The sequence below is a fragment of the Klebsiella sp. H-Nf2 genome (assembly GCF_002806645.1).
Lineage (GTDB): Bacteria > Pseudomonadota > Gammaproteobacteria > Enterobacterales > Enterobacteriaceae > Klebsiella > Klebsiella variicola.
In genome coordinates, this window is the sequence record NZ_PIBL01000009.1 from 181,836 (window position 1) to 207,415 (window position 25,580).

The window sequence follows — 25,580 nt, forward strand, 5'->3', positions numbered from 1 at the left end:
AATGAAGGGTGCGGAGGAGGTGACGAACGTTCCTCCATCCAGTAATATAGCGCCCTTTCCATTCCTGGCCCCAATTTTGACGCATCTCCGATTATTCATGGAGATGATCAACTATTGCCTGCAATTAAAGAACAAAGAGCCGAACACATATGCCTTTTACACTTGGTCAACGCTGGATTAGCGACACAGAGAGCGAACTAGGATTAGGAACGGTGGTAGCGCTGGATGCGCGCATGGTCACTCTCCTTTTCCCCGCCATCGGCGAAAACCGTCTGTATTCTCGCAACGAATCCCCGATCACCCGCGTGATGTTTAACCCGGGAGACACCATCACCAGCCACGAAGGCTGGCAGCTCCACGTTGACGAAGTGAATGAAGAGAACGGGCTGCTGTCCTACACCGGTACCCGGCTGGACACCGAGGAAGCTAACGTGACTCTGCGTGAAGTGCTACTCGACAGCAAACTGGTGTTCAGCAAGCCGCAGGACCGCCTGTTTGCCGGTCAAATTGACCGTATGGACCGCTTTGCCCTGCGCTACCGCGCGCGTAAGTTCCAGAGCGAACAGTACCGCATGCCGTGGAGCGGCCTGCGCGGCCAGCGCACCAGCCTGATCCCGCATCAGTTGAATATCGCCCACGACGTGGGCCGTCGTCACGCGCCGCGCGTCCTGCTGGCTGATGAAGTGGGCTTAGGTAAAACCATTGAAGCCGGGATGATCCTGCATCAGCAGCTGCTCTCCGGCGCCGCCGAGCGCGTGCTGATCGTGGTCCCGGAAACCCTCCAGCACCAGTGGCTGGTGGAAATGCTGCGCCGCTTCAACCTGCGCTTCTCACTGTTCGACGACGAGCGCTATGCCGAAGCGCAGCACGATGCCTACAACCCGTTTGAAACCGAACAGCTGGTGATCTGCTCTTTAGACTTCGTGCGCCGCAGTAAGCAGCGTCTGGAGCACCTGTGCGACGCCGAGTGGGACTTGATGGTGGTCGATGAAGCGCACCATCTGGTGTGGAGCGAAGAGGCGCCGAGCCGTGAATATCAGGCGATCGAACAGCTGGCCGAACGCGTGCCGGGCATTCTGCTGCTGACCGCGACGCCGGAACAGCTGGGTATGGAGAGCCACTTTGCGCGTCTGCGTCTGCTGGATCCAAACCGCTTCCACGATTTCGAGCAGTTTGTTGAAGAACAGCAAAACTACCGCCCGGTCGCCGACGCCGTCGCCCTGCTGCTGGCAGGCAACACGCTAAGCGATAACGAACTCAATACCCTTGGCGATCTGATCGGCGAGCAGGATATCGAACCACTGCTGCAGGCTGCTAACAGCGATCGCGAAGACGCTCAGGCTGCACGGCAGGAGCTGGTCTCGATGCTGATGGACCGCCACGGCACCAGCCGCGTGCTGTTCCGTAACACCCGTAACGGCGTCAAAGGCTTCCCGAAACGCGAGCTGCACACCATTCGTCTGCCGCTGCCGACCCAGTACCAGACGGCCATCAAAGTCTCCGGTATTATGGGCGCCCGCAAAACCGCGGAAGAGCGCGCGCGCGACATGCTCTATCCGGAGCAGATCTATCAGGAATTTGAAGGCGATACCGGCACCTGGTGGAACTTCGACCCGCGTGTCGAGTGGCTGATGGGCTACCTGACCAGCCATCGCTCGCAGAAGGTACTGGTGATTTGCGCCAAAGCCGCCACCGCGCTACAGCTGGAGCAGGTGCTGCGCGAGCGCGAAGGCATCCGCGCCGCGGTGTTCCATGAAGGGATGTCGATTATCGAACGCGACCGCGCCGCGGCGTGGTTTGCCGAAGAAGACACCGGCGCACAGGTGCTGCTGTGCTCCGAAATCGGCTCCGAAGGGCGTAACTTCCAGTTCGCCAGCAACCTGGTGATGTTCGATCTGCCGTTTAACCCGGATCTGCTGGAGCAGCGTATCGGCCGTCTCGACCGTATCGGCCAGGCGCACGATATCCAGATCCACGTTCCATACCTGGAAAAGACCGCGCAGTCGGTGCTGGTGCGCTGGTATCACGAAGGCCTCGACGCCTTCGAACATACCTGCCCGACCGGCCGCACCGTCTACGACAGCGTCCACGATGAACTGATCAACTACCTCGCAGCACCGGAATCCACCGACGGCTTTGACGATCTGATCAAATCCTGCCGCCAGCAGCATGACGCCCTGAAGGCGCAGCTGGAGCAGGGCCGTGACCGTCTGCTGGAGATCCATTCTAACGGTGGCGAGAAGGCCCAGGCCCTGGCGGAGAGCATCGAAGAGCAGGATGACGACACCAGCCTGATCGCCTTCTCGATGAACCTGTTCGATATCGTCGGCATCAACCAGGATGACCGCGGTGAAAACCTGATCGTCCTGACCCCGTCCGACCATATGCTGGTCCCGGACTTCCCGGGCCTGCCGGAAGACGGTTGCACCATCACCTTCGAGCGTGACGTGGCGCTGTCGCGTGAAGATGCGCAGTTTATCACCTGGGAACACCCGCTGATCCGCAACGGTCTGGATCTGATCCTTTCCGGCGATACCGGCAGCAGCACTATTTCGCTGCTGAAGAATAAGGCGCTGCCGGTCGGCACCCTGCTGCTGGAGCTGATCTACGTGGTCGAAGCGCAGGCGCCGAAACAGCTGCAGCTTAACCGCTTCCTGCCAGCGACCCCGGTCCGCATGTTGCTGGATAAAAACGGCAACAACCTCGCCGGCCAGGTGGAGTTTGAAAGCTTTAACCGCCAGCTGAGCGCGGTTAACCGCCACACCGGCAGCAAACTGGTCAACGCGGTGCAGCAGGACGTTCACGCGATTCTGCAGCAGGGCGAAGCGCAGATCGCCAAAGCGGCGCAGACGCTGATCGACGCGGCGCGTCGCGAAGCCGATGATAAACTGACGGCGGAACTGTCACGCCTGGAAGCGCTGAAGGCGGTGAACCCGAATATCCGTGACGACGAACTGGCGGCGATCGAAAGCAACCGTCAGCAGGTGCTGGAGGCGCTGGGACAGGCCGGGTGGCGTCTGGACGCGCTGCGTCTGATCGTCGTCACCCACCAGTAACGGAACGCGAAATGGCGATGGAAAACTACAATCCGCCGCAGGATCCCTGGCTGGTGATCCTGTATCAGGATGAGCACATCATGGTGGTCAACAAGCCGAGCGGCTTGTTGTCCGTACCCGGTCGTCTTGATGAGCATAAAGACAGCGTGATGACGCGCATTCAGCGCGACTTCCCGCAGGCCGAATCGGTGCATCGCCTTGATATGGCCACCAGCGGTGTGATTGTGGTGGCGCTGAATAAGGCCGCGGAGCGTGAACTGAAACGTCAGTTCCGCGAGCGCGAGCCGAAAAAGCAGTACGTCGCCCGCGTCTGGGGACATCCGCAGCCGGCGGAAGGTCTGGTGGATTTACCGCTGATTTGCGACTGGCCGAACCGGCCAAAGCAGAAGGTGTGCTATGAAACCGGCAAAGCGGCGCAAACCGAATATGAGGTGCTGGAGTACGCGGAGGATAATACCGCCCGCGTGCGCCTGAAGCCGATTACCGGACGTTCGCACCAGCTGCGTGTGCATATGCTGGCGCTGGGGCATCCGATTCTCGGCGACCGCTTTTACGCCACGCCGGAGGCGCTGGCGATGGCCCCGCGTCTGCTGCTGCACGCCGAGACGCTCACCATCACCCACCCTGCCTACGGCAACGCGATGACCTTTCGCGCGCCGGTCGACTTTTAGGACGTCCCCGGTGGCGCCTTGCCGCCGGGGAATACTGACCCGTTAGTCGCGGGCAAACCACGCATCAATCAACTGCTCAACGCGCGCCACGACGAGATCGGTGTCGTGTCGACGGCTGCGCGCGCAGGCGTGCGCCGGCTCATCACACAGCAGACAGCGGCGCTGCGACTCACCCAGCGACTGACGACCTACCAGCCCGTTCTGTGGACAGATCACATCGATATCCCACAGGCGTCCCAGCGGATGGCTCTGCTCCAGCGTACTGCACATCGCTTTGATTTCGCTGGCCGGGTGCGCCACGCACCACAGCGCTTCGGGCCCGGTCGGCAACCACAGCACCTGACGATCCAGCGCTTGCCAGCGGTGCTTCCACAGCAGCTGGTCGCAGGCCTGGAGGGCAACGCCCATCATGTTGCGATAGCGAATGCTGTCTTTCACCGCCCCCGGGGTCACCAGGGTCAGGGAAATAACAGGCTGCTGATAATGGGCCAGCCAGTCAGCCTGGCGGGCTGCACGCTGCTCTTTCGCCGCCAGCAATGCATCGATGCTGACGCCCGCCTGGGCGGGAGTATCCACTGACATTAATTCCTCTCCTACATATGATAAATGCGACAGCGCCTGGGCTGTCATGATGATGGATGCGATAGCCGATCGCGCGCTGATTGTAACGCTAAATGAGGAGCATTTAGGATACAGAACGCAGATATTTTCTGCGTTCTGTAGCGGAAAATGGCAGATTTATCGCTTAGCGCAGCGTTTAATCACGCCAGATAGTGGCTGAGGAACAGCAGTCCCAGCGAGACATTTATCGCCCCGCCGATCCGGGTAGCGATCTGCGCGAACGGCATCAGGCTCATGCGGTTACCGGCGGTCAGGATCGCTACATCGCCGGTGCCGCCCTGCCCGCTCTGGCAACAGGAGACAATCGCCACATCGATCGGGTGCATCCCTATTTTTTTACCCACAAAGAACCCCGTCGCCACCAGCGCCGAGACGGTACTGACGATCACCAACAGGTTGGTCAGCGTGAAGGCGTTTACCAGCTCCTGCCACGGGGTGATCGCCACGCCGACGGCAAAGAGGATCGGGTAAGTGACCGCGGTGCGGAAGAATTTATACACCATCTGCGATCCCTCCTGCAGGCGCGGCGACACCACGTTAGCCAGCTTTAACAGCACCGCGAGGAACAGCATGCCCACCGGCGCCGGCAGGCCAATCAGCTTGTGGCCAAGCATCCCCATCATATACAGCAGCACCGCCAGCAGCGCGCCGGAGGCCAGAGTCCCGACGTCGGTTTTGCCGCTCACGCCTTCGCTCTCGCCGAGGCTACGGGTTTCATTGCTGCGGTTCGGCATCAGTTGTCCTTCACCGGTGAGATGCGGGGAACGCTTGCCGAGCTGGTTGAGGCAGCCGGAGATAACGATCGCCGTCAGACTGCCGAGCATCACCATCGGCAATATCCGGCCCAGCGCCACGCCCTGCTCCATATGCATCAGCGCGGCGTAACCCATTGACAGCGGGATCGCCCCTTCCCCCACGCCACCGGCCATGATCGGCAGCACGATAAAGAAGAACACCTGGAACGGCTCCATGCCCAGCAGCGTGCCGACGCCGATGCCCACCAGCATGCCAACCACTTCGCCGCACAGCATCGGGAAGAAGATCTTCAGAAAGCCCTGAATCAGCGTGGTACGGTTCATACTCATGATGCTGCCGACGATGATGCAGCAGATGTAGAGATAGAGGATGTTGGTGGATTTATAGAATTTAGTCGTGGATTCCACGACCACGTCCGGCAGCAGACCGTAGTGGACCAGCGCGGAAGGAATAAAAGTGGCGCAGATCGCCGCCGCGCCGAGTTTCCCCAGCACCGGCAGGCGCTTACCAAACTCGCCGCAGGCGAAGCCAAAGAAAGCCAGCGTGGCCACCATCACCACGATATCGCTCGGCAGTTTACCGCCAAGGCAGTCGAGAGCAATCAGCCCCCCGGCCAGCAAAAACAGCGGCAGCGGGACGATCCCTACCTTCCAGTTATCCATGATGTGCCACCAGCGCTGCTTCAGCGTGGTTTTCGGCGTATTGATCGGTTCAAGGGTTGCAGAGAATGCATTGTCTGTGGTGCTCATAAATTCAGCCCTGTCGTTATTATTCATTTTCAGCGTAAAGGGACAGCGGCGTCGTTAATGTGAAGCTCCCCAGATTAAAAAAGAAGTTTTAATGGTCACTATGGTTTTTATGGTTTCTATTCGCGGAACCGCGCAGGGGTGATATACCTCTGATTTATTGTCGTGGTTTTTATGGTGTTTATTCTTGCTGAGGCGTTATTTCCGTCGAGCCTACCGCCGACAGTCAGCGCCTGCGCAGGCGATCACAACTTTTCCTTAACATTTACGTCACGTGACAGAAAAATGATAGAGTGCCGGTATGGTGAATACGCTGTCCGGGATCTATGAAAGTATCTTTTCAATATAAGCTGTTTATTTCGCTGGTCGCCTTTTTCTCGGTCCTCTTTATTGCGCTGGGCATTTATTATTATTTTGACGCCAGCCGCCAGCTGTATCAGGAAATGAGTGGCCGGGCCAAAATTCAGGCTGAAGAGATAGCCCTGATGCCAAATTTACGTCAGCAGGTCAGCCAGCACGATCCGCAGGCGATCCGGGCGTTTATGCAGCAAATCGCCGCCCATAGCGACGCCAGTTTTATCGTCATCGGCGATCGGCAGGGCGTGCATCTGTTTCACTCCGTCCATCCGGAGTGGGTTGGCACGCGGCTGGTCGGCGGCGACAATCAGGCGGTGCTGGAGGGGCACTCCATCACCACCATTCGCAAAGGCGGCCTCGGCGTCTCACTGCGCAGCAAAACGCCCATCGTCGATGACGAGGGGCAGGTGATCGGCATTGTCTCCGTTGGCTACCTCACCAGCTATCTCGACAGCATCACGCTGACCAAAGTGATCAATATTTTTATCGCCGCCATCCTGCTGCTCATCGCCCTGTTTATCTTCTCCTGGTACTTTACCCGCAGCATCAAGAAGCAGATTTTTTCGCTCGAGCCGCGGGAGATAGGCCTGCTGGTACGTCAGCAAAAGGCAATGATGGAGTCGATCTTTGAAGGGGTGATCGTCATCGATCACCAGCGGCGCATTGAGGTGATTAACCATGCCGCCCGCAGCCTGCTGGGGCTCAGCCAGCCTGCCCGTCAGCTGCGCGGCCAGTCAATCGACAGCGTCATTTCGCCGCAGCCGTTTTTCGCCAGCGGCGACATGCTCGAGCGTGACACTCATGACGAGCTGTGCCGCTTCAACCAGCTGACCGTGCTCGCCAGCCGGGTGCGCATTATGCTGGAGAATACGCTGCAGGGCTGGGTGATCACCTTCCGCGACCGCAACGAAATCAATGCCCTCACCGCCCAGCTCAGCCAGGTGAAGCGCTATGTCGACAACCTGCGCATCATGCGCCACGAGCAGCTCAACCGGATGACCACCCTCTCCGGCCTGCTGCATATGGGCCACTATGACGAAGCGATCCGCTATATTCAGGCCCAGTCGGAGCATGCCCAGGAGCTGCTGGACTTCATCTCCTCGCACTTCCACTCACCGACGTTGTGCGGCCTGCTGTTGGGCAAGGCCACCCGTGCTCGCGAAAAAGGGGTTGAACTGAGCTTCGACCCGGCCTGCCGTATCGATCGTCCGCTGCCGTCGTTGAAGGAATCCGAACTGATCTCCATTATCGGCAACCTGCTGGATAACGCCATCGAAGCCACGCAGCGCGCCGAGCTTCCGCACGAGCCCGTGGAAGTGCTGATTCAGCTCAACGCCCGGGAGCTGATCATCGAAGTGGCCGACCGCGGCGTCGGCATCCGTCCTGATATTCGCGACCGCATTTTTGAGCGCGGCGTGACCACTAAAACCCGTGGCGATCACGGCATTGGTCTGTATCTTATTGAACATTATGTCACTCAGGCGGGCGGCACCATCGAAGTCGCTGACAACGCGCCGCGGGGAGCCATCTTCACCCTGTTTATCCCGGCCGACGCGCCCGCCTGTCCGCAAACGGAGGCCCGCGATGCATCATGACCTGGTCGATGTGCTGATCATTGAAGATGAGAGCGAGCTGGCGCGCCTGCACGCCGAGCTTGTGCAAAAACACCCGCGACTGCGGCTGGCAGGCATGGCGGCCTCCCTCGCCCAGGCGCGGCAACTGCTCCATGCCAGTCCGCCGCAGCTGGTGCTGCTGGATAATTATTTACCGGACGGCAAAGGCGTCACGCTGATGACCGACCCGGTGCTGGCGACCACCCATTGCTCGGTGATCTTTATCACCGCCGCCAGCGATATGGAAACCTGCAGCCTGGCGATCCGTAACGGTGCCTTCGACTATATCCTCAAGCCCGTTTCGTGGAAGCGGCTGAGCCAGTCGCTTGAGCGCTTTATCCAGTTTTACGATCAGCAGCGGGAATGGAAAATCGTCGATCAGCAGAACGTCGATTCGCTCTATCAACTGCAGGCAAAGAACTATCGCGTGGATAATGGCAGTAAGGGCATTGAAGAGAAGACGCTGGCGCTGGTGCAGGGGCTGTTTAGCGGTCGGGAAGCGCACTGTTTTTCCGTCGATGAGGTGGTCAGCGCCGCCGGGCTCAGCAAAACCACCGCCCGGCGCTATCTGGAACACGGCGTTGAGACCGGCTTTCTGGAAGTGGAGATGCTGTATGGAAAAATCGGCCATCCGCGGCGGCTGTACCGACGCGCGCAGCATAAAAGCTAAAGCCCCTCGCCGGACGGGAGGGGCAGGAAAACTCAGAAGCCGCGCTGCTCTTTGATCAGCTCCCAGGCCTTCTGGATCTCCTGGGCTTTCTGTTTGGCCATCTCCATCATTTCCGGCGGCAGCCCTTTTGCCACCAGCTTGTCCGGGTGATGTTCGTTCATCAGCTTACGATAGGCGCGCTTCACCGTCGCCGCGTCATCGGTCGGTTTCACCCCCAGCACATTGCAGGCATCTTCGAGGGTTGGCCCACGCTGCGCCTGCTGCCAGCCGGCATTGCCGCCGTGCTGACCATACGATTGCTGCTGCGCACCACCGCCGAACTGGGCGCCGCCCTGCATCATCCGCAGGAACTGATCGAACTGGGCGCGGGAGATGCCAAGCTCGTCAGCGATGACGAACAGCACTTCACGTTCGTTGGGGTGCAATTCGCCATCAGCAAACGCGGCCTGCAGCTGAATTTCCAGAAACATCCGAATCAGATCGAAGCGGCCAAAGCAGACGCTGCGCAGCTGACGCATCTTCTCGCGCAGCGGATAGTTGTCGGCTTTACCGTCGCGAAACGCCTGCTGCGCCGCCGTACGCGATGCGCCGTGCAGGTTCATGCGATCCATCAGCACATTGGCGACATGAATATCGGCTTCGGTGACGCGGCCCTTGGATTTGGTCAGATGCCCCATCACTTCAAAAGTGGTGGAAAAGAAGAGCGACTGGCGTTCCTGTTGATTAGCGAAGAGATTCAACCGGCGACTGCGCGCCCGGTCAAACATATGGCCCACCAGGAAGCCGAGCACGACGCCCCAAAACCCACCGCCCATCAGCAAAGCCACCGCCACGCCAATCACTTTACCCAAATACTGCATAGACTCCCCAACTGTTTATCGCCGTTAAGCTCGAATATGACCGCACGTTACCCGGCACTCGCGCCTCGGTCAATTGTGGGACATAGCCTATAATTTGCTTTATCATACTCGTCATTCAACAGGGTGCCTAACGCTCGGGCTCGAAACGGGCAGGATTAACACTAGCGTGATAAAGTTGAGTAAGTTAGGCTCTGACCGTTTGCAAGCCGCTGCCACAAGATGATGGAACAATAAATACAACGTATGAAAAAACGTATTCCCAGCCTCCTGGCTACGATGATTGCCAGCGCCTTGTATAGCCAACAAGGCCTCGCTGCCGATCTCGCAACGCAATGTATGCTTGGCGTGCCAAGCTTTGATCGTCCGCTCGTGGAAGGGAGACCTGGCGAGTTGCCGGTGACGATTAATGCCGATCATGCGAAGGGCAACTACCCTGATAATGCCGTCTTCACCGGTAACGTCGACATTAATCAAGGGAACAGCCGCCTCCGTGCCGACGAAGTTCAGCTGCATCAGCAGCAGGCAGCAGGCCAGGCGCAACCGGTGCGAACGGTGGATGCGCTGGGCAACGTCCATTACGACGATAATCAGGTGATCCTCAAAGGGCCTAAAGCCTGGTCAAACCTGAACACCAAAGACACCAACGTCTGGCAGGGCGATTACCAAATGGTCGGACGCCAGGGGCGTGGCACCGCCGATCTGATGAAACAGCGCGGCGAAAACCGCTATACCATTCTGGAAAACGGCAGCTTTACCTCCTGTTTGCCGGGCTCCGACACCTGGAGCGTCGTGGGCAGCGAAGTCATCCACGACCGTGAAGAGCAGGTTGCCGAGATCTGGAACGCCCGCTTTAAGCTGGGCTCAGTACCGATTTTCTACAGCCCTTACCTGCAGTTGCCGGTGGGCGACAAACGTCGTTCCGGTTTCCTGATCCCGAACGCCAAATACAGTACCAAAAACGGTGTGGAATTCTCCCTGCCGTACTACTGGAACATTGCGCCGAACTTCGATGCCACCATCACCCCGCACTATATGAACAAACGCGGCGGCGTGATGTGGGAAAACGAATTCCGCTATCTGACCCAGCTCGGCAGCGGCTTAACCGAATTCGACTACCTGCCATCGGATAAAGTCTACGAAGACGACCACTCCAAAGACAGCAACAGCCGCCGCTGGCTGTTCTACTGGAACCACTCCGGGGTTATCGATCAGGTGTGGCGTCTGAACGCCGACTACACCAAGGTGAGCGATCCAGACTATTTCAGCGATTTCAGCTCGAAATATGGTTCCAGTACCGATGGCTATGCGACGCAGAAATTCAGCGCCGGTTACGTCAACCAGAACTTTGACGCGACGGTATCGACCAAGCAGTTCCAGGTCTTTGACCGGGAATCGAGCAACTCCTACTCGGCTGAGCCGCAGCTCGACATCAACTACTACCAGAACGATGTCGGACCGTTCGATACCCATCTGTACGGTCAGGTCGCCCATTTTGTTAACTCGAATAACAACATGCCGGAAGCGACCCGCGTTCACCTCGAACCGACGATCAACCTGCCGCTGTCCAACGCCTGGGGCAGTCTGAATACTGAAGCCAAGCTGCTGGCGACCCACTACCAGCAGAGCAACCTCGATAAGTACAACGCCGCCAACGGCACTGACTACAAAGAGTCTGTCAGCCGCGTAATGCCGCAGTTTAAAATCGACGGTAAAATGGTCTTTGAACGTGACCTGCAGGAGGGATTCACCCAAACGCTGGAACCGCGCATGCAGTATCTGTACGTGCCGTACCGCGATCAGAGTGAAATCGGCAGCTACGACTCCACGCTATTGCAGTCGGACTACACCGGCCTGTTCCGCGACCGTACCTATAGCGGTCTGGACCGCATCGCGTCAGCCAACCAGGTCACCACCGGCATCACCTCTCGCGTGTATGATGCCGCCGCCGTGGAACGTTTTAATATTTCCGTTGGTCAAATCTACTATTTCACCGAGTCACGCACCGGTGATGACAACATCAACTGGGAAAATAATGACACCACGGGTTCACTGGTATGGGCCGGCGATACCTACTGGCGCATCGCCGATGACTGGGGCTTACGCGGGGGGATCCAGTACGACACCCGTCTGGATAACGTCGCCACCGGTAACGGCACCATTGAATACCGTCGTGATGAAAACCGCTTAGTCCAGCTTAACTATCGTTACGCCAGCCCGGAATATATTCAGGCTACACTGCCGTCATATTCCACGGCGGCACAATATAAACAGGGTATTTCGCAAGTGGGGATGACCGCCAGCTGGCCGATCGTCGATCGCTGGTCCGTGGTCGGGGCATACTACTTCGATACCAATACCCGGAAAGCAGCAAACCAGATGTTGGGTGTTCAGTATAACTCCTGCTGCTACGCCATCCGTCTTGGCTACGAACGTAAAGTCAACGGCTGGGATAGCAACAACAACGGCGGCGAGAGCAAATACGACAACACCTTCGGAATCAATATTGAATTGCGCGGTCTGAGCTCTAACTACGGCCTCGGCACCCAGCAGATGCTGCGTTCGAACATTTTACCGTACCAGAGCTCCCTGTGATGCGGCTGGTTTACAACATCGTCCGCATTTGCGGTTAATTGAAATGGAAAAAGTATGAAGAACTGGAAAACGCTGCTTCTCGGTATCGCCATGATCGCGAATACCAGTTTCGCTGCCCCTCAGGTGGTCGATAAAGTAGCGGCCGTCGTCAATAATGGCGTCGTGCTGGAAAGCGACGTCGATGGTTTGATGCAATCAGTTAAGCTCAATGCGGGTCAGGCTGGCCAACAGCTGCCGGATGACGCGACCCTGCGCCATCAAATCCTCGAAAGACTGATCATGGACCAGATCGTATTGCAGTTGGGGCAGAAGATGGGCGTGAAGGTCTCTGACGACCAGCTCGATCAGGCCATCGCCAACATCGCTAAACAAAACAATATGACCATGGATCAGATGCGCAGCCGTCTGGCCTATGAAGGCATCAACTACAACACCTACCGTAGCCAGATCCGCAAAGAGATGCTGATTTCGGAAGTGCGTAACAATGAAGTGCGTCGTCGTATCACCGTGCTGCCGCAGGAAGTCGAAGCGCTGGCAAAACAGATTGGCGACCAGAACGATGCCAGCACCGAGCTAAACCTGAGCCACATCCTGATCCCGCTGGCGGAAAACCCGACCGCGGATGAGGTTGCCGCAGCCCAGGAGCAAGCGAATTCCATCGTTGAGCAAGCGCGTAACGGCGCCAACTTCGGTAAACTGGCCATCACCTACTCCGCTGACCAACAGGCGCTGAAGGGAGGCCAGATGGGCTGGGGTCGTATCCAGGAGCTGCCAGGTATTTTCGCCCAGGCGTTAAGCACCGCCAAAAAAGGGGATATCGTCGGCCCGATTCGCTCTGGCGTCGGCTTCCACATTTTGAAAGTCAACGACCTGCGCGGCGGGACTCAGAACATCTCCGTCACCGAAGTCCATGCCCGTCATATTCTGCTTAAGCCGTCGCCGATCATGAACGATGCCCAGGCCCAGGCCAAGCTGGAACAGATCGCGGCTGACATTAAGAGCGGGAAAACCACCTTCGCCAAAGCGGCGAAAGCGTTCTCTGAAGATCCGGGCTCGGCGAACCAGGGCGGTGATTTAGGTTGGGCGACGCCGGACATCTTCGATCCGGCATTCCGCGATGCGCTGATGCGTCTGAACAAAGGGCAGACCAGCGGACCGGTGCACTCTTCCTTCGGCTGGCATCTGATCGAACTGCTGGATAGCCGTCAGGTCGACAGAACCGACGCCGCGCAGAAAGATCGTGCATACCGCATGCTGATGAACCGCAAATTCTCTGAAGAAGCGGCAACCTGGATGCAGGAACAGCGCGCCAGTGCGTATGTTAAAATTCTGAGCAACTAATATCGATGCCTGAAATCCGTAAAGTTGTCATCACTCCCGGCGAACCCGCCGGGATTGGCCCTGACCTGGTCGTGCAGCTTGCCCAGCGCGACTGGCCAGTTGAGCTGGTGATCTGCGCCGACGGCGCCCTGTTAACTGACCGAGCCCAGCGGCTCGGTCTTCCTTTATCTCTCCTCCCATACGATCCTGCGCAACCGCCCGTTCCGCAACGCGCTGGTACGCTGACGCTGCTTAACGTACCGCTGAACGTTCAGGCGGAACCCGGCGTGCTGAGCGTGCAAAACGGCGCCTATGTCGTGGAAACGCTGGCGCGCGCTTGCGACGGCTGCCTTAGCGGCGAATTTGCGGCGTTAGTGACCGGCCCGGTGCACAAAGGCAACATCAACGACGCCGGTATCGCCTTCACCGGTCATACCGAGTTCTTCGAAGAGCGCGCGAAGGCCAGCAAAGTGGTGATGATGCTGGCGACCGAGGAGCTGCGGGTGGCGCTGGTGACGACCCATCTGCCGTTGAAAGCCATCAGCGAAGCGATAACGCCCGAGCTGCTGCGCGAGATCATCACCATTCTCGATCACGATCTGCGCACGAAATTTGGCATTGCCCAGCCGCATGTCCTGGTTTGCGGGCTTAACCCGCACGCTGGCGAAGGCGGCCATATGGGCACGGAAGAGATAGACACCATCATTCCGGTGCTGGAAGAGATGCGCGCGAAGGGGATGAACCTCAGCGGTCCGCTGCCGGCAGACACCCTCTTTCAGCCCAAATACCTTGATCATGCCGATGCGGTACTCGCGATGTACCACGATCAGGGCCTGCCCGTGCTAAAATACCAGGGCTTTGGCCGTGGCGTGAACATTACGCTCGGTTTACCTTTTATTCGTACCTCCGTCGACCACGGCACCGCACTGGAATTAGCGGGTCAGGGAAAAGCGGACGTCGGCAGTTTTATCACGGCGCTTAATCTCGCCATCAAAATGATTGTTAATACCCAATGAATAATCGAGTCCATCAGGGCCATTTGGCCCGTAAACGCTTCGGGCAGAACTTCCTCAACGATCAGTTTGTGATCGACAGCATCGTCTCGGCGATTAATCCACAGAAAGGCCAGGCGATGGTTGAAATCGGCCCGGGTCTCGCCGCGCTGACCGAGCCGGTCGGCGAACGTCTTGACCAACTGACCGTTATCGAACTGGACCGCGATCTGGCAGCTCGCCTGCAGACGCACCCGTTCCTCGGACCGAAGCTGACCATCTATCAGCAGGATGCGATGACCATGAACTTCGCCGAACTGGCGGAGAAAATGGGCCAGCCGCTGCGCGTCTTCGGCAACCTGCCGTACAATATCTCGACGCCGCTAATGTTCCATCTGTTCAGCTATACTGATGCCATTGCCGATATGCACTTTATGCTGCAGAAGGAAGTGGTCAATCGTCTGGTTGCCGGGCCGAACAGTAAGGCGTATGGTCGGTTAAGCGTGATGGCGCAATATTATTGCCAGGTGATCCCGGTACTCGAAGTGCCGCCGAGCGCGTTTACCCCGCCGCCTAAGGTCGACTCCGCGGTGGTTCGCCTGGTGCCGCACCGCACCATGCCGTATCCGGTAAAAGAGATCCGGGTACTGAGCCGCATCACCACCGAAGCCTTCAACCAGCGCCGTAAGACCATCCGCAATAGTCTCGGCAATCTGTTTAGCGTTGAAGTGCTGACCGAGCTGGGCGTCGACCCGGCAGTGCGTGCGGAAAATATTTCTGTAGAGCAGTACTGTAAGATGGCCAACTGGTTATCCAACAATCTGCCTTCGAAGGAGAGCTAACCATGATTAATTCGCCTCGTGTTTGCGTTCAGGTGCAAAGCGTCTATATCGAATCGCAGTCTTCTCCGGAAGAAGAGCGTTACGTCTTCGCTTATACGGTCACCATTCGCAATCTGGGGCGGAGTCAGGTTCAGCTGCTTGGCCGCTACTGGCTCATCACTAACGGCCACGGTCGTGAGACTGAAGTGCAGGGTGAAGGGGTGGTCGGCGAGCAACCGCATATTCCCGCTGGCGGTGAATATCAATATACCAGCGGCGCGGTCATCGAAACGCCGCTGGGAACCATGCAGGGTCATTATGAGATGATCGATATCGACGGCGCGCCGTTCCGTATCGAGATCCCTGTGTTCCGTCTCGCAGTTCCAACGCTCATTCATTAAAACAATGTCAACATACCTTATTGGCGACGTTCACGGTTGCTACGATGAACTGATCGCATTATTAGCGCAGGTTGAATTCGACCCGAGCAGCGATACGCTATGGCTGACCGGCGATCTGGTGGCCCGTGGCCCGGGGTCACTGGAGGTCCTGCGCTATGTCAAATCTCTGGGCGACTGTGTGCGACTGGTGCTGGGCAACCATGACCTCCACCTGCTGGCCGTCTTCGCCGGTATCAGCCGTAACAAGCCGAAGGATCGTCTGAAATCCTTGCTGGAAGCCCCGGATGCCGATGAGTTGCTCAACTGGCTGCGTCGCCAGCCGCTGCTGCAGGTGGATGAAGAGAAAAAGCTGGTGATGGCCCACGCGGGCATCACGCCGCAGTGGGATCTGGAGACCGCCCAGCAGTGCGCGCGCGATGTAGAAGCGGTGCTCTCCAGCGACTCCTACCCTTTCTTCCTCGATGCCATGTACGGCGATATGCCGAATCACTGGAGCAACGAGCTGAGTGGTCTGGCGCGCCTGCGCTTTATCTCTAATGCCTTTACCCGCATGCGCTACTGCTTCCCGAACGGCCAGCTGGATATGTATTCGAAAGAGGCGCCCGAGGACGCCCCGGCGCCGCTGAAGCCGTGGTTTGCCATTCCTGGCCCGGTCAGCAATGCCTACAGCATTGCCTTTGGCCACTGGGCTTCACTGGAGGGACGCGGTACGCCGGAGGGGATTTACGCCCTGGATACGGGCTGCTGCTGGGGCGGTGAACTCACCTGCCTGCGCTGGGAAGATAAGCAGTACTTCACCCAGCCGTCGAACCGCCAGAAAAGCCTCGACGAAGGCGAAGCTGTCGCGTCCTGAGTCTTCCCGGATGGCGGCGCGTTGCGCCTTATCCGGGCTACATTTCCTTGCGATTTGTCGCCCGGGCAGCGCTCCCGAAAGACGAAGCCCGCGATCAGAAACATGACGCAGTCCCGTAGGCCCGCGCAAGCGCAGCGCCGCCGGGCAACAACAGCGGACGCGAAGCCACTTTTGTGTCGGGTGGCGGCTAACGCCTTACCCGACCTACATTTCCTTGCGATTTGTCGCCCGGGCAGCGCTCCCGAAAGACGAAGCCCGCGATCAGAAACATGACGCAGTCCCGTAGGCCCGCGCAAGCGCAGCGCCGCCGGGCAACAACAGCGGGCGCGAAGCCACTTTTGTGTCGGGTGGCGGCTAACGCCTTACCCGACCTACATTTCCTTGCGATTTGTCGCCCGGGCAGCGCTCCCGAAAGACGAAGTCCGCGACGGGAAATATGACGAGATACTGAGTGCGCAATCGTCGCGGAATTCACGCAAAAGAAAACCCCGGTCACGCCAGACGCGACCGGGGTTTTTTCATTGCTATCCTTCCCGCTTAACGGCGTTCGAGGATCTCAAAGCAGTAGCTGTGGGAGTTCTGCGCGTCAGCGTCATGAAACTCGCTGAACACCGACTCCCACTCGTCCGGATCGTAATCCGGGAAATGGGTATCGCCTTCCACTTCCGCATCAATGTGGGTCAGATAGAGCTTATGCGCTTTCGGCAGGAACTGCTCATAAACGCGGCCGCCGCCAATCACCATAATCTCTTCCACATCACCGCAGGCAGCAATCGCTTCCTCCACTGAGGAGACCCACTGCACGCGATCGTCGCTGCCGGGTTTGCTGCTGATCACGATATTTTTACGCCCCGGCAACGGGCGCCCAATGGATTCCCAGGTCAGACGTCCCATCACCACCGGCTTATTTAACGTGTTGCGTTTGAACCAGGCGAGATCGGCAGGCAGGTTCCATGGCATGGCGTTTTCCATACCAATGACGCGATCTACCGCTAACGCCGCAATCAGACTGATCATTCATTCATTCCCGAGTGCAAAAAATTGTCGCCACTATACGGAAAGCGTACTACTTCGTCGACTGGCCGGAAGGTAAAGAATAAGAAAATTTTCTGATTTGCTGGCAAGCCCACGTTCACACGGTGGGCCGCCAGAACCGGTTCTAAACGGAAAACAAAATGTTACTGACGAGCGTCAGGCTGAGGGCTTATTTTCCGGCTCATCGGCAATATCCCCGGTGTGCCTGCCCTCTTCCGTCCCCTGCCAGCCGTGACGCTGCACCAGCGACAGATGATGACGATCTTCGTTAATGATGCCGGTGAGCATATCGCTGGTCCGCTTGAAGACCGCCACCCGCGACGCTGCGTCGTTTTCCGCCATCGCCACCATCTCTTCAACCATCTGCAGGTTGAAACGACGGAACAGATCGGCCCGCTCGCGGGCTTCATACGCGCCGAGCCCCAGCGCCTCCAGCGTCATCCGGCCGGACTTCAGCGCCGCCTCAAAGGTTTCACGCTCCGGGGCCTCGACGCCAGCCTGGCGCAGCTTGATGTAATGATCGACATCGCGGGCGCGGGAGATAATCTGCAGATGCGGAAAATGCTCTTTCACCCTCTCCACCAGCTCAAGGCTGACGTGCGGATCGTCGATGGCATTGATCAGCACTTCCGCCTTTTCAGCGCCGGCCGACTCCAGCAGGTCGACCCGGGTGGCATCACCGTAGAAAACCTTCATATCAAATTTGCGCAGGGTATCAACATGGTCCGGGTCGTGATCGAGGATCACCATTTTCACTCCGCTGGAGAGCAGCACACGACCGGCTATTTGCCCGTAGCGACCAAAGCCGGCGACAATCACCCGCGGCTGCTCTTCATCAATCTCATCAGCATCGCGCGCCTGGCCGCTGGCCGATTTCTCCAGGCGAGTCAGCAGGACCAGCAGGACTGGCGTTGCCGCCATCGACAGCGCTACCGCCAGGGTCAGCGCCTTTGCCCATTCACCGTCCAGCACATCCGCCATCCGCGCGGCGCCAAAGACCACAAACGCGAACTCGCTTCCCTGCCCCAGCAGCACCGCAAACCAGCGGCGCTGGGCGCGTGGCACGCCCAGCGGCCTGGCGATAAGCCACAGCATCAGCATTTTTATCGCCAGGAAACCGACCAGCAAAATAACGATACGCAGCGGATGGGTCACGAGAGTGCCGAAATCAATCGACATGCCGACGCCAATAAAGAACAGCCCCAGCAGCAGCCCTTTAAACGGCTCGATATCGCTCTCCAGCGCATGGCGATACTCGGAGCTGGCCAGCAGCACCCCGGCGAGAAACGCCCCCATCGCCATCGACAGCCCGACTTCCTCCAGCAGCAATCCAAAACCGAAGACCAGGAACAGCGCCACGGCGCTGAACACTTCGCGCAGGCCGGAACGGGCGACAAAGCGCAGCAGCGGACGGGTCAGATAGCGCCCCAGGGCCACCACCAGCGCCAGCGCCGCGGCCACCTTCAGCGCGGAGATAGCAAACGCCACCAGCGAAGTGGCGCCGCCGCTGGCCGCCAGCAGCGGGATCATCGCCACCAACGGGATCGCCGCGATATCCTGGAACAGCAGCACCGCGAAGGCGCTCCGCCCCATCTGCGACACCGTCAGATTGCGCTCATTCATCGCTTGCATCGCAATGGCAGTGGAAGAGAGCGCCAGGGTCATGCCTATCAGCTCGGCCACCTGCCAGCGCAGGCCCAGCAGCATACAGAACAGGCCAATCAATACCCCGCAGGCCACCATCTGCAGCGCGCCGCCACCGAACACCGAGGCGCGTAGCTTCCACAGCCGCTGCGGATCCAGCTCCAGACCAATCACGAACAGCATCAGTACCACGCCGATCTCGGCAAAGTGCAGAATCGACTCGGCATCGGTCACCAGCCGCAGCCCCCACGGGCCGATAATACAGCCAGCGATCAGATAGCCCAGCACCGACCCCAGCCCCAGGCGGACGGCGATGGGCACAATCAGCGCCGCGGCGCCCAGGTAAATCAGCGCTTGTATCAGGGTATGGCTATCCATTCTGGTGTGCCTCCTGCCAGTCGATTAAGCGTTGACGATAGTGGCGGGCCTGCGCCTGCAGCGTTTCGTCATCGCAGATAAAGGTGCAGTGCATGGCGAACGGCGGCAGCCATTTCATCCCACAGTAAAGCGCGGTTGCCTGCAACGGCTGCGCCAGCACCGGAAAACCAGGGAATGAGCCGATGTCAAAGTGGCTTTCACCGCCGCCGGTGGTCACCGCCCACATCAGCGATTTACCGCGCAGGGCAATACCGTTGTGACCATAGGCCCAGCCGTGCGCCAGCACTTTATCCATCCACAGCTTCAGTAGCGGCGGCACGCTATACCACTGCATGGGATGCTGCCAGATAACCAGATCGGCACGGGCCAGCGCCGCCTGCTCGGCGGCGACATCGATATTAAAGTCGGGATAGAGTTGATAGAGGGAGCGTATCTCTACGCCTTCAAGCGTCCCTGCCTGTTCAAGCATTCGCTTATTCGCATGAGAATGCTGCGGATAAGGATGCGCATAAATTATCAGAATCATTGATTGGCCTGCGTTTGCTCTTGTCATAATCAGCAAGAGTGTAGACAGTTAAGCCAACGGCTTACAATGATAACTGTGATTTATGTCGCAGTGGGTTACGCATTTCGGGGTTGATTCTTGATCGCCACATCAGAATCGCTGTCGACCAGATCGCATTGCTTCGGTAGCAGAAAGGTCATTGTGCCGGCGATAATCAACGAACCGGCCAGGGCGCAGACCGCCACATTCTGGCCGTAGAGATACATCATCACGCCCACCAGATAGGGGCCACAGAATCCGCCGAGATTGCCCAGGCCATTGATCACCCCGCGTGCGCTGCCCGCCACCTCCGGCGAAGCAATACGCCCCGGCATCGACCAGAACGGACTGGTAGCCGATTTGAGAAAGAAGCCGCAGATCACCAGCGCGATATAGGCCGCCACCATATGGTCGCGCAGCACCACCGACGCCACCAGCGCTGCCGCAAAACTGTAGAGCGAGAAGCGAACCCACAGACGACGCTTACCGCTGTGGTCGCTGAACAACGAAATCACATAGATCCCGGCCAGCGTGGCGACAAACGGCAGCACCGCCAGGAAGCCAACGCTGGCCATGTTGCCGCCGGTTAACCCCTTCAGAATGGTCGGCAGCCACAGCGTGTAGCCATAATCCCCGGTCTGGTAGAAAAAATTGAGGATCACCAGCTTCATCAGTCCGGCATTACCAAACACATCCTTCACCGGGGCCTTGCTGACTGGGGCTTCGGCCTGCTTCGCCGCACGCTCGGCGGCCAGGGTGGTCACCAGATAGTCACGCTCGCGGGCGGGCAACCAGTGGGCCTCTTGCGGACGGTCGCTGATCATAAACCACCACACGACCAGCACCACCAGCGACAACAGCCCTTCGATGATAAACAGCCAGCGCCAGTCTAGCGCCGCAATAATGGCGCCGGAGACCGGCGCGGTGAGCATGCCGCCGAGCGGGGCAAACATCATCACAAACGCGTTCGCGCGACCCAGCTCTTTTTCCGGAAACCAGTTACTGACCATGGTCAGCACTACCGGCAGCATTCCCCCTTCCGATACCCCGAGAATAAATCGCAGCACCAGCAGTTGATATTGATGAGTCACAAACCCTGTCGCCACGGAAACGATAGCCCAGGCTACCAGCGACCAGGCTATAAATTTTTTACCGCTGCCGTTAACCGCAATTCGCCCACCGGGAATTTGCAAAAATAAATAACCAATAAAAAAGATACCGCTGGCCACGCCGGCCATTTGGCTGGTAATGCCTAAATCGGCCTCCATGCCGCCTGGCAGGGCAAAGCTAATATTAACCCGGTCCATAAATGACATAATGCAGGCAATTAACACCGGCACAATGATACGCAGCCAACGGGTGCTGGGAACTTTCTCGTTCATATATTTGCACTCTCTATGCAGAGGTTATTGTTTTGATTGAGATCGCGCGGGTACAGAAATAAAAAGCTAATTAATCGATAGCGTTTGGCAGCACTGAGCCGGCAAACCAGGCGGCGACGTTAGCAAAAACCACTTCGCTCATTTTCTGTCGTGTCTCCTGCGTGGCACTGGCGACATGCGGCTGCAGCACCACGTTATCGAGGGCGATCAGCGCCGCCGGGACCTGGGGTTCCTGCTCGAACACATCGAGCCCGGCCCCGGCGATAACGCCGTTTTGTAACGCGTGGATCAACGCCTTTTCATCCACCAGCGAACCGCGGGCAATATTGATAAGCCAGGCATGCGCCGGCATTACGTTAAACACCGAGGCGTCGATGATGCCGCGGTTCGCCTCGCCGCCGGATGCGGCAATCACCAGAAAATCGCTCTCATGCGCCAGGGTATGCAGGTCGGCACACCACTGATAATCGAGGCCCGCTATCTTTTTACGGTCGGTATACAGCACCTGCATATCAAAACCCCGCGCCCGGCGGGCGATCGCCTGGCCAATATTCCCCATGCCCAGCAGGCCGATACGCTTCCCGCTCACCTGAGTCGCCAACGGCATGCCGCCGCTCAGCCAGCGTCCCTCGCGGACAAAGCGATCGCCCTGACAGAGCTGACGGGAACCGGCGAGCAGCAGCCCCATCGCCAGGTCAGCAACATCATTCGTCAACACCCCGGAGGTGATGGTGACGGCAATTTGCCGCGAACGGGCATACGCCAGATCCACCGCATCGGTACCGACGCCAAAGATGGCAATCAGCCCAGCCTGAGGCAGCAACTCAAGGACGCTGTTTGCTACGCCGACGTCGCCGCGAGTGACCACGACGGCAATGTTCTCTCCTTGTTCACGCAGAAAGGCGATCGGATCGTCCTGCTCGTAGAGACGCAGCAGCGGGAAATGCTCCGCCAGCTGCAGCTGCAGGGTTTCAATTACGGGGGCCACTAAAAGGACGGCGCGGGGAATAACACTCTTCATCAGATCACCTGTTTGACGTTTGGTTACGACAGTAGCCACTATCAAACGGGTTTTTACCGGGGGATTTTGCGATCTGTATCACGCTGAATCGTGTTAAAAATGCATGTTACCGGACGCGTGATCGTGAAGACAAAACGGCGACCAGACAGGCGATGGACTGCGCGCGCATTAACCTTTTGCTAACACACGACAGGCGCTGGCTGGTGGCCGTTAAATCGTTTCGCCCATCGACAGGCGGTAGTGGAGATCCACCTTTTCAATGGTGGGCAGTCCTTTGATTTTCTTTATTAAAATCTCTGTCGCCACCTTACCCATCTCGAAGCGCGGCGTCAGGACGCTGGCCAGCCGGGGAGAGACGATCTGACCGATCTCCAGGCCATGAAAGCCCGCGATAGCCAGCTCCTGGGGCACGCTGATACCGGATGCCAGGCACTCCTGTAACACGCCCACCGCCAGGTCGTCATTAGTGCACAGGATACCGTCCATATCGGCGTACATTTGCCGCGCCAGGGTCATCATGCCGGTGCCAATGGAAACCGACGAGACTTTATTCGGCGCAATGCGCCCCACCGCCAGCCCGGCACTCTCCATCGCCCGACAGTAGCCCAGATAACGCTGCTCGTCGCGGACGTCGGACATCGAGCCGAAGTAGATGATCCGTCGTTTACCGCTGGCCAGCAGCATGGTGGTCATATCGAAGCCGGCCTGGAAGTTATCGAATCCGACGTTGATGCGTCCTGGATTCTCCGCCAGCCCCATCACTTCGGCGATCGGGATCTTCGCGGCATTCAGATACTTGTCCGCCCGCAGGGAGTGCACCGACTCGGTCAGCAGCAGCCCTTTCACGTTAAATGCCAGCACGGCGGCAATCTGCTCCTCTTCACGCTGGCGATCGTAGTCGTAATTCACCACCAGCGTCTGGTAGCCATGCCCGGCGGCGACAGATTCGATGCCGGCCAGCAGATCGGCAAAAATTTGATTATGAAAGGAGGGAATGAGTACGCCAATCCGCGGCACGGCGACGCTGGTCATCGCCGGATTATCCGGGTCGGGCTGATAGCCGATCTCCGCTATCACGCTGGCAATGCGCTCCGCCGTCTCCGGTTTCACCTTTTCCGGGGTGCGTAAATAGCGGCTAACGGTCATCTTGGTTACGCCAGCCAGCTCGGCAATATCATGGAGCGTAATGCGTTGTGCTTTCATCTGTGTGTCCGCCAAATACCTGACTGCTTCAGGCCATTATGCCTGTCGGGGGGTAAAAAGAGAATGCCCGCCCGTAACCGTTAACCCGTTGAGTCAGCGAGATTTACCGGCAGCGTCACGTTTAAGGTAACCCCTTTTTGTAACACGGTTTCGAGTGATCTTCATCACAGTTTCCGCCGGTAAAAATCCGTGAGATAGGGCACAGGTTTTCTTCAGCCGCTAATCAGGATATCGAGATGAACGATCTTTTCAGCTTACAAGGTAAACGCATTTTAATTACGGGTGCAGGACAGGGGATCGGTTTTGTCATGGCCCAGGGTCTGGCGCAATATGGCGCAGAAATCATTATTAATGACCTTTCTGCCCCGCGAGCGGACGATGCGGTGATGAAGCTCCGCGATGAAGGCGCCATCGCCCATGCTGCGGTATTTAACGTGACCGATGCCGAGGCCGTTGAAGAGGCCATTGCCGATATCGAAGCGCATATTGGCCCAATCGACGTGTTATTCAATAACGCCGGGATCCAGCGTCGACACCCGTTTACCGAATTCCCGGTGCAGGAGTGGAATGACGTGATTTCGGTTAACCAGACGGCGGTGTTTCTCGTCTCTCAGGCCGTCGCGAAGCGCATGGTTGACCGCCAGCAGGGAAAAATCATTAATATCTGCTCCATGCAGAGCGAGCTGGGGCGCGACACCATCACCCCTTACGCCGCCGCCAAAGGCGCGGTGAAGATGCTAACCCGCGGGATGTGCGTTGAGCTGGCGCGGCACAACATTCAGGTCAACGGCATTGCCCCGGGCTACTTTAATACGGCGATGACCCGGACGCTGGTTGAGGATAAGGCGTTTACCGACTGGTTATGCAAACGCACCCCTGCCGCCCGCTGGGGCGATCCGCAGGAGCTGGTCGGCGCTGCCGTCTTTTTATCGTCAAACGCGTCGAATTTCGTCAACGGCCATCTGCTGTTCGTTGACGGCGGCATGCTGGTCGCGGTCTGAGTGAGGGAGCGCATGATGGCAGGACAATGCATTATTTTGATGGGCGTCTCCGGGACCGGCAAATCCACCGTCGGTCAGGCATTGGCCCACGCGCTGGGGGCGAAATTTATCGACGGCGACGACCTTCATCCACGCAACAATATCGTCAAAATGGCCACCAGCCAGCCGCTAAATGATGAGGATCGTCAGCCGTGGCTGACGCGTATCGCCGACGTTATTTTCAGCCTTGAGCAGAAAAACGAGTCTGGTGTATTGGTCTGTTCCGCATTGAAGAAGCGCTATCGCGACCGCCTGCGTGAGGGGAACGCGAAGCTACGCTTCCTGTGGTTGACCGGGGATTATGACTGCATTTTGCAGCGTATGCGCCAGCGTAAAGGCCACTTTATGCCAGAGGCGCTACTGCGTAGCCAGTTTGCCGCCCTGGAGACGCCAGACGCCAGTGAAAGCGATGTTCTGGCCGTCGATATTACCCCCGACGTCGCCAGTATTGTCGCTCACTCATTAACGTTACTTCATTCGCAACAACCGCAGAGGATCCCGGCATGATTATCGATACCTTAACCGCCGCCGCCGAAAATGAGCTCTATCCGCCGGTGATTCGCCAGGCGCTGCAGGCCGTGTTACAGCAACAACCGCACGCGCTGCCGCCGGGGAAATATACCGTCGAGAGTGATAATGTGTTTTTTACCGTCGTCGAAGGCCACACCCGGCCGCTGAGCGAGCAACGCCCGGAATATCATCGTCAATATCTCGACATTCACATTGTGCTGAAAGGCGAAGAGATCATCGGTGCCGGGAATAAAGGGCTACCGGTCGTTGAAGATGGCCCCTTCAACACGGCGCAGGATATCGGTTTCTGCCAGGCTATCGACAGCGAAACGCTGATTCATCTCCACCCGGAAGAGCTGGCGATCCTCTTCCCCGGTGAATTACACCGCCCGATGGCCTGCCTCGATCAAGGCGCAGCGTTGCGCAAAATCGTGGTCAAAATCGATCGCGCGCTGCTGTAACGCGATCGTTCGGCCCCGCACGCTCCCCGCGGG

At 58.1% G+C, this 25,580-nt stretch carries 22 protein-coding genes; 13 read left to right on the forward strand and 9 right to left on the reverse strand.

Going from position 1 to position 25,580, the window contains the following annotated elements:
• Positions 1 to 149 precede the first annotated feature (149 nt).
• Positions 150 to 3,056, forward strand: a complete 2,907-nt coding sequence (gene rapA, locus CWM58_RS20280; protein WP_100681634.1) for an RNA polymerase-associated protein RapA — start codon at positions 150 to 152, stop codon at positions 3,054 to 3,056.
• Positions 3,057 to 3,067: 11 nt separating this feature from the next.
• A complete protein-coding gene (gene rluA, locus CWM58_RS20285) occupies positions 3,068 to 3,727 on the forward strand; it encodes a bifunctional tRNA pseudouridine(32) synthase/23S rRNA pseudouridine(746) synthase RluA (protein ID WP_074386882.1) in 660 nt (219 codons plus the stop codon).
• Between the two features lie 42 nt (positions 3,728 to 3,769).
• Here the strand turns inward: rluA and citX are convergent, their stop codons facing one another.
• Together citX and CWM58_RS20300 are read right to left on the reverse strand one after the other, a co-directional pair.
• A complete protein-coding gene (gene citX / locus CWM58_RS20290; RefSeq protein WP_100681635.1) occupies positions 3,770 to 4,309 on the reverse strand; it encodes a citrate lyase holo-[acyl-carrier protein] synthase in 540 nt (179 codons plus the stop codon).
• A gap of 179 nt (positions 4,310 to 4,488) precedes the next feature.
• Positions 4,489 to 5,853, reverse strand: coding sequence for a 2-hydroxycarboxylate transporter family protein (locus CWM58_RS20300; RefSeq protein WP_008807467.1), 1,365 nt, complete (start codon positions 5,851 to 5,853; stop codon positions 4,489 to 4,491).
• A gap of 323 nt (positions 5,854 to 6,176) precedes the next feature.
• Here CWM58_RS20300 and CWM58_RS20305 point away from each other — a divergent pair, with 323 nt between their 5' ends.
• Positions 6,177 to 7,802 carry a sensor histidine kinase gene (locus tag CWM58_RS20305; protein WP_100681636.1) on the forward strand — a complete coding sequence of 542 codons (1,626 nt, stop codon included), beginning with the start codon at positions 6,177 to 6,179 and terminating at the stop codon, positions 7,800 to 7,802.
• The gene (locus CWM58_RS20310; protein ID WP_100681637.1) at positions 7,792 to 8,490 is read left to right on the forward strand and encodes a response regulator; all 699 of its coding nucleotides are present in this window, start codon (positions 7,792 to 7,794) and stop codon (positions 8,488 to 8,490) included. The genes CWM58_RS20305 and CWM58_RS20310 overlap by 11 nt, the downstream gene beginning before the upstream one ends.
• A gap of 32 nt (positions 8,491 to 8,522) precedes the next feature.
• Here CWM58_RS20310 and djlA read toward each other — a convergent pair whose 3' ends face one another.
• Positions 8,523 to 9,350 (reverse strand): co-chaperone DjlA, encoded by an 828-nt coding sequence (gene djlA / locus CWM58_RS20315; protein ID WP_074386885.1) that lies wholly within the window; start codon positions 9,348 to 9,350, stop codon positions 8,523 to 8,525.
• Between the two features lie 243 nt (positions 9,351 to 9,593).
• Here djlA and lptD point away from each other — a divergent pair, with 243 nt between their 5' ends.
• Genes lptD through apaH form a run of 6 tightly spaced genes read left to right on the forward strand, consistent with a single transcriptional unit; the run spans position 9,594 to position 16,329 of the window.
• Complete coding sequence (gene lptD / locus CWM58_RS20320; protein WP_100681638.1) at positions 9,594 to 11,942, forward strand: LPS assembly protein LptD; 2,349 nt, start codon at positions 9,594 to 9,596, stop codon at positions 11,940 to 11,942.
• A 54-nt stretch (positions 11,943 to 11,996) separates the two neighbouring features.
• Positions 11,997 to 13,283 (forward strand): peptidylprolyl isomerase SurA, encoded by a 1,287-nt coding sequence (surA, locus tag CWM58_RS20325; RefSeq protein WP_061155793.1) that lies wholly within the window; start codon positions 11,997 to 11,999, stop codon positions 13,281 to 13,283.
• Positions 13,284 to 13,288: 5 nt separating this feature from the next.
• Positions 13,289 to 14,278: a 4-hydroxythreonine-4-phosphate dehydrogenase PdxA gene (gene pdxA / locus CWM58_RS20330; RefSeq protein ID WP_061155794.1), complete on the forward strand. Its 990-nt coding sequence runs from the start codon at positions 13,289 to 13,291 to the stop codon at positions 14,276 to 14,278.
• On the forward strand, positions 14,275 to 15,096 hold the full coding sequence (gene rsmA / locus CWM58_RS20335) for a 16S rRNA (adenine(1518)-N(6)/adenine(1519)-N(6))-dimethyltransferase RsmA (RefSeq protein WP_061155795.1): 822 nt from the start codon (positions 14,275 to 14,277) through the stop codon (positions 15,094 to 15,096). The genes pdxA and rsmA overlap by 4 nt, the downstream gene beginning before the upstream one ends.
• A gap of 2 nt (positions 15,097 to 15,098) precedes the next feature.
• The gene (gene apaG / locus CWM58_RS20340) at positions 15,099 to 15,476 is read left to right on the forward strand and encodes a Co2+/Mg2+ efflux protein ApaG (RefSeq protein ID WP_004204274.1); all 378 of its coding nucleotides are present in this window, start codon (positions 15,099 to 15,101) and stop codon (positions 15,474 to 15,476) included.
• A gap of 4 nt (positions 15,477 to 15,480) precedes the next feature.
• Complete coding sequence (gene apaH, locus CWM58_RS20345; protein ID WP_100681639.1) at positions 15,481 to 16,329, forward strand: bis(5'-nucleosyl)-tetraphosphatase (symmetrical) ApaH; 849 nt, start codon at positions 15,481 to 15,483, stop codon at positions 16,327 to 16,329.
• A 537-nt stretch (positions 16,330 to 16,866) separates the two neighbouring features.
• Here the strand turns inward: apaH and folA are convergent.
• The 6 genes from folA to CWM58_RS20380 form a co-directional block, all read right to left on the reverse strand.
• Positions 16,867 to 17,346 (reverse strand): type 3 dihydrofolate reductase, encoded by a 480-nt coding sequence (gene folA, locus CWM58_RS20350; protein ID WP_008807476.1) that lies wholly within the window; start codon positions 17,344 to 17,346, stop codon positions 16,867 to 16,869.
• Positions 17,347 to 17,520: 174 nt separating this feature from the next.
• Positions 17,521 to 19,386, reverse strand: coding sequence for a glutathione-regulated potassium-efflux system protein KefC (gene kefC, locus CWM58_RS20360; RefSeq protein ID WP_061155797.1), 1,866 nt, complete (start codon positions 19,384 to 19,386; stop codon positions 17,521 to 17,523).
• Positions 19,379 to 19,912 (reverse strand): glutathione-regulated potassium-efflux system oxidoreductase KefF, encoded by a 534-nt coding sequence (gene kefF / locus CWM58_RS20365; RefSeq protein WP_008807478.1) that lies wholly within the window; start codon positions 19,910 to 19,912, stop codon positions 19,379 to 19,381. The genes kefC and kefF overlap by 8 nt, the downstream gene beginning before the upstream one ends.
• 95 nt (positions 19,913 to 20,007) lie before the next feature.
• Positions 20,008 to 21,312, reverse strand: coding sequence for an MFS transporter (locus CWM58_RS20370; RefSeq protein ID WP_100681640.1), 1,305 nt, complete (start codon positions 21,310 to 21,312; stop codon positions 20,008 to 20,010).
• A gap of 70 nt (positions 21,313 to 21,382) precedes the next feature.
• A complete protein-coding gene (locus tag CWM58_RS20375) occupies positions 21,383 to 22,333 on the reverse strand; it encodes a 2-hydroxyacid dehydrogenase (protein WP_100681641.1) in 951 nt (316 codons plus the stop codon).
• Positions 22,334 to 22,543: 210 nt separating this feature from the next.
• Positions 22,544 to 23,536, reverse strand: a complete 993-nt coding sequence (locus tag CWM58_RS20380; protein ID WP_012968956.1) for a LacI family DNA-binding transcriptional regulator — start codon at positions 23,534 to 23,536, stop codon at positions 22,544 to 22,546.
• Between the two features lie 236 nt (positions 23,537 to 23,772).
• Here CWM58_RS20380 and idnO point away from each other — a divergent pair, with 236 nt between their 5' ends.
• From idnO to CWM58_RS20395, 3 genes are read left to right on the forward strand one after another with little or no spacing between them, the layout of a single operon-like run.
• The gene (gene idnO / locus CWM58_RS20385; RefSeq protein WP_025713774.1) at positions 23,773 to 24,537 is read left to right on the forward strand and encodes a gluconate 5-dehydrogenase; all 765 of its coding nucleotides are present in this window, start codon (positions 23,773 to 23,775) and stop codon (positions 24,535 to 24,537) included.
• 15 nt (positions 24,538 to 24,552) lie between these two features.
• Positions 24,553 to 25,083: a gluconokinase gene (locus tag CWM58_RS20390; protein ID WP_008807483.1), complete on the forward strand. Its 531-nt coding sequence runs from the start codon at positions 24,553 to 24,555 to the stop codon at positions 25,081 to 25,083.
• The gene (locus tag CWM58_RS20395) at positions 25,080 to 25,547 is read left to right on the forward strand and encodes a YhcH/YjgK/YiaL family protein (protein ID WP_061155800.1); all 468 of its coding nucleotides are present in this window, start codon (positions 25,080 to 25,082) and stop codon (positions 25,545 to 25,547) included. Before CWM58_RS20390 ends, CWM58_RS20395 begins: the two co-directional genes overlap by 4 nt.
• Positions 25,548 to 25,580: the final 33 nt, after the last annotated feature.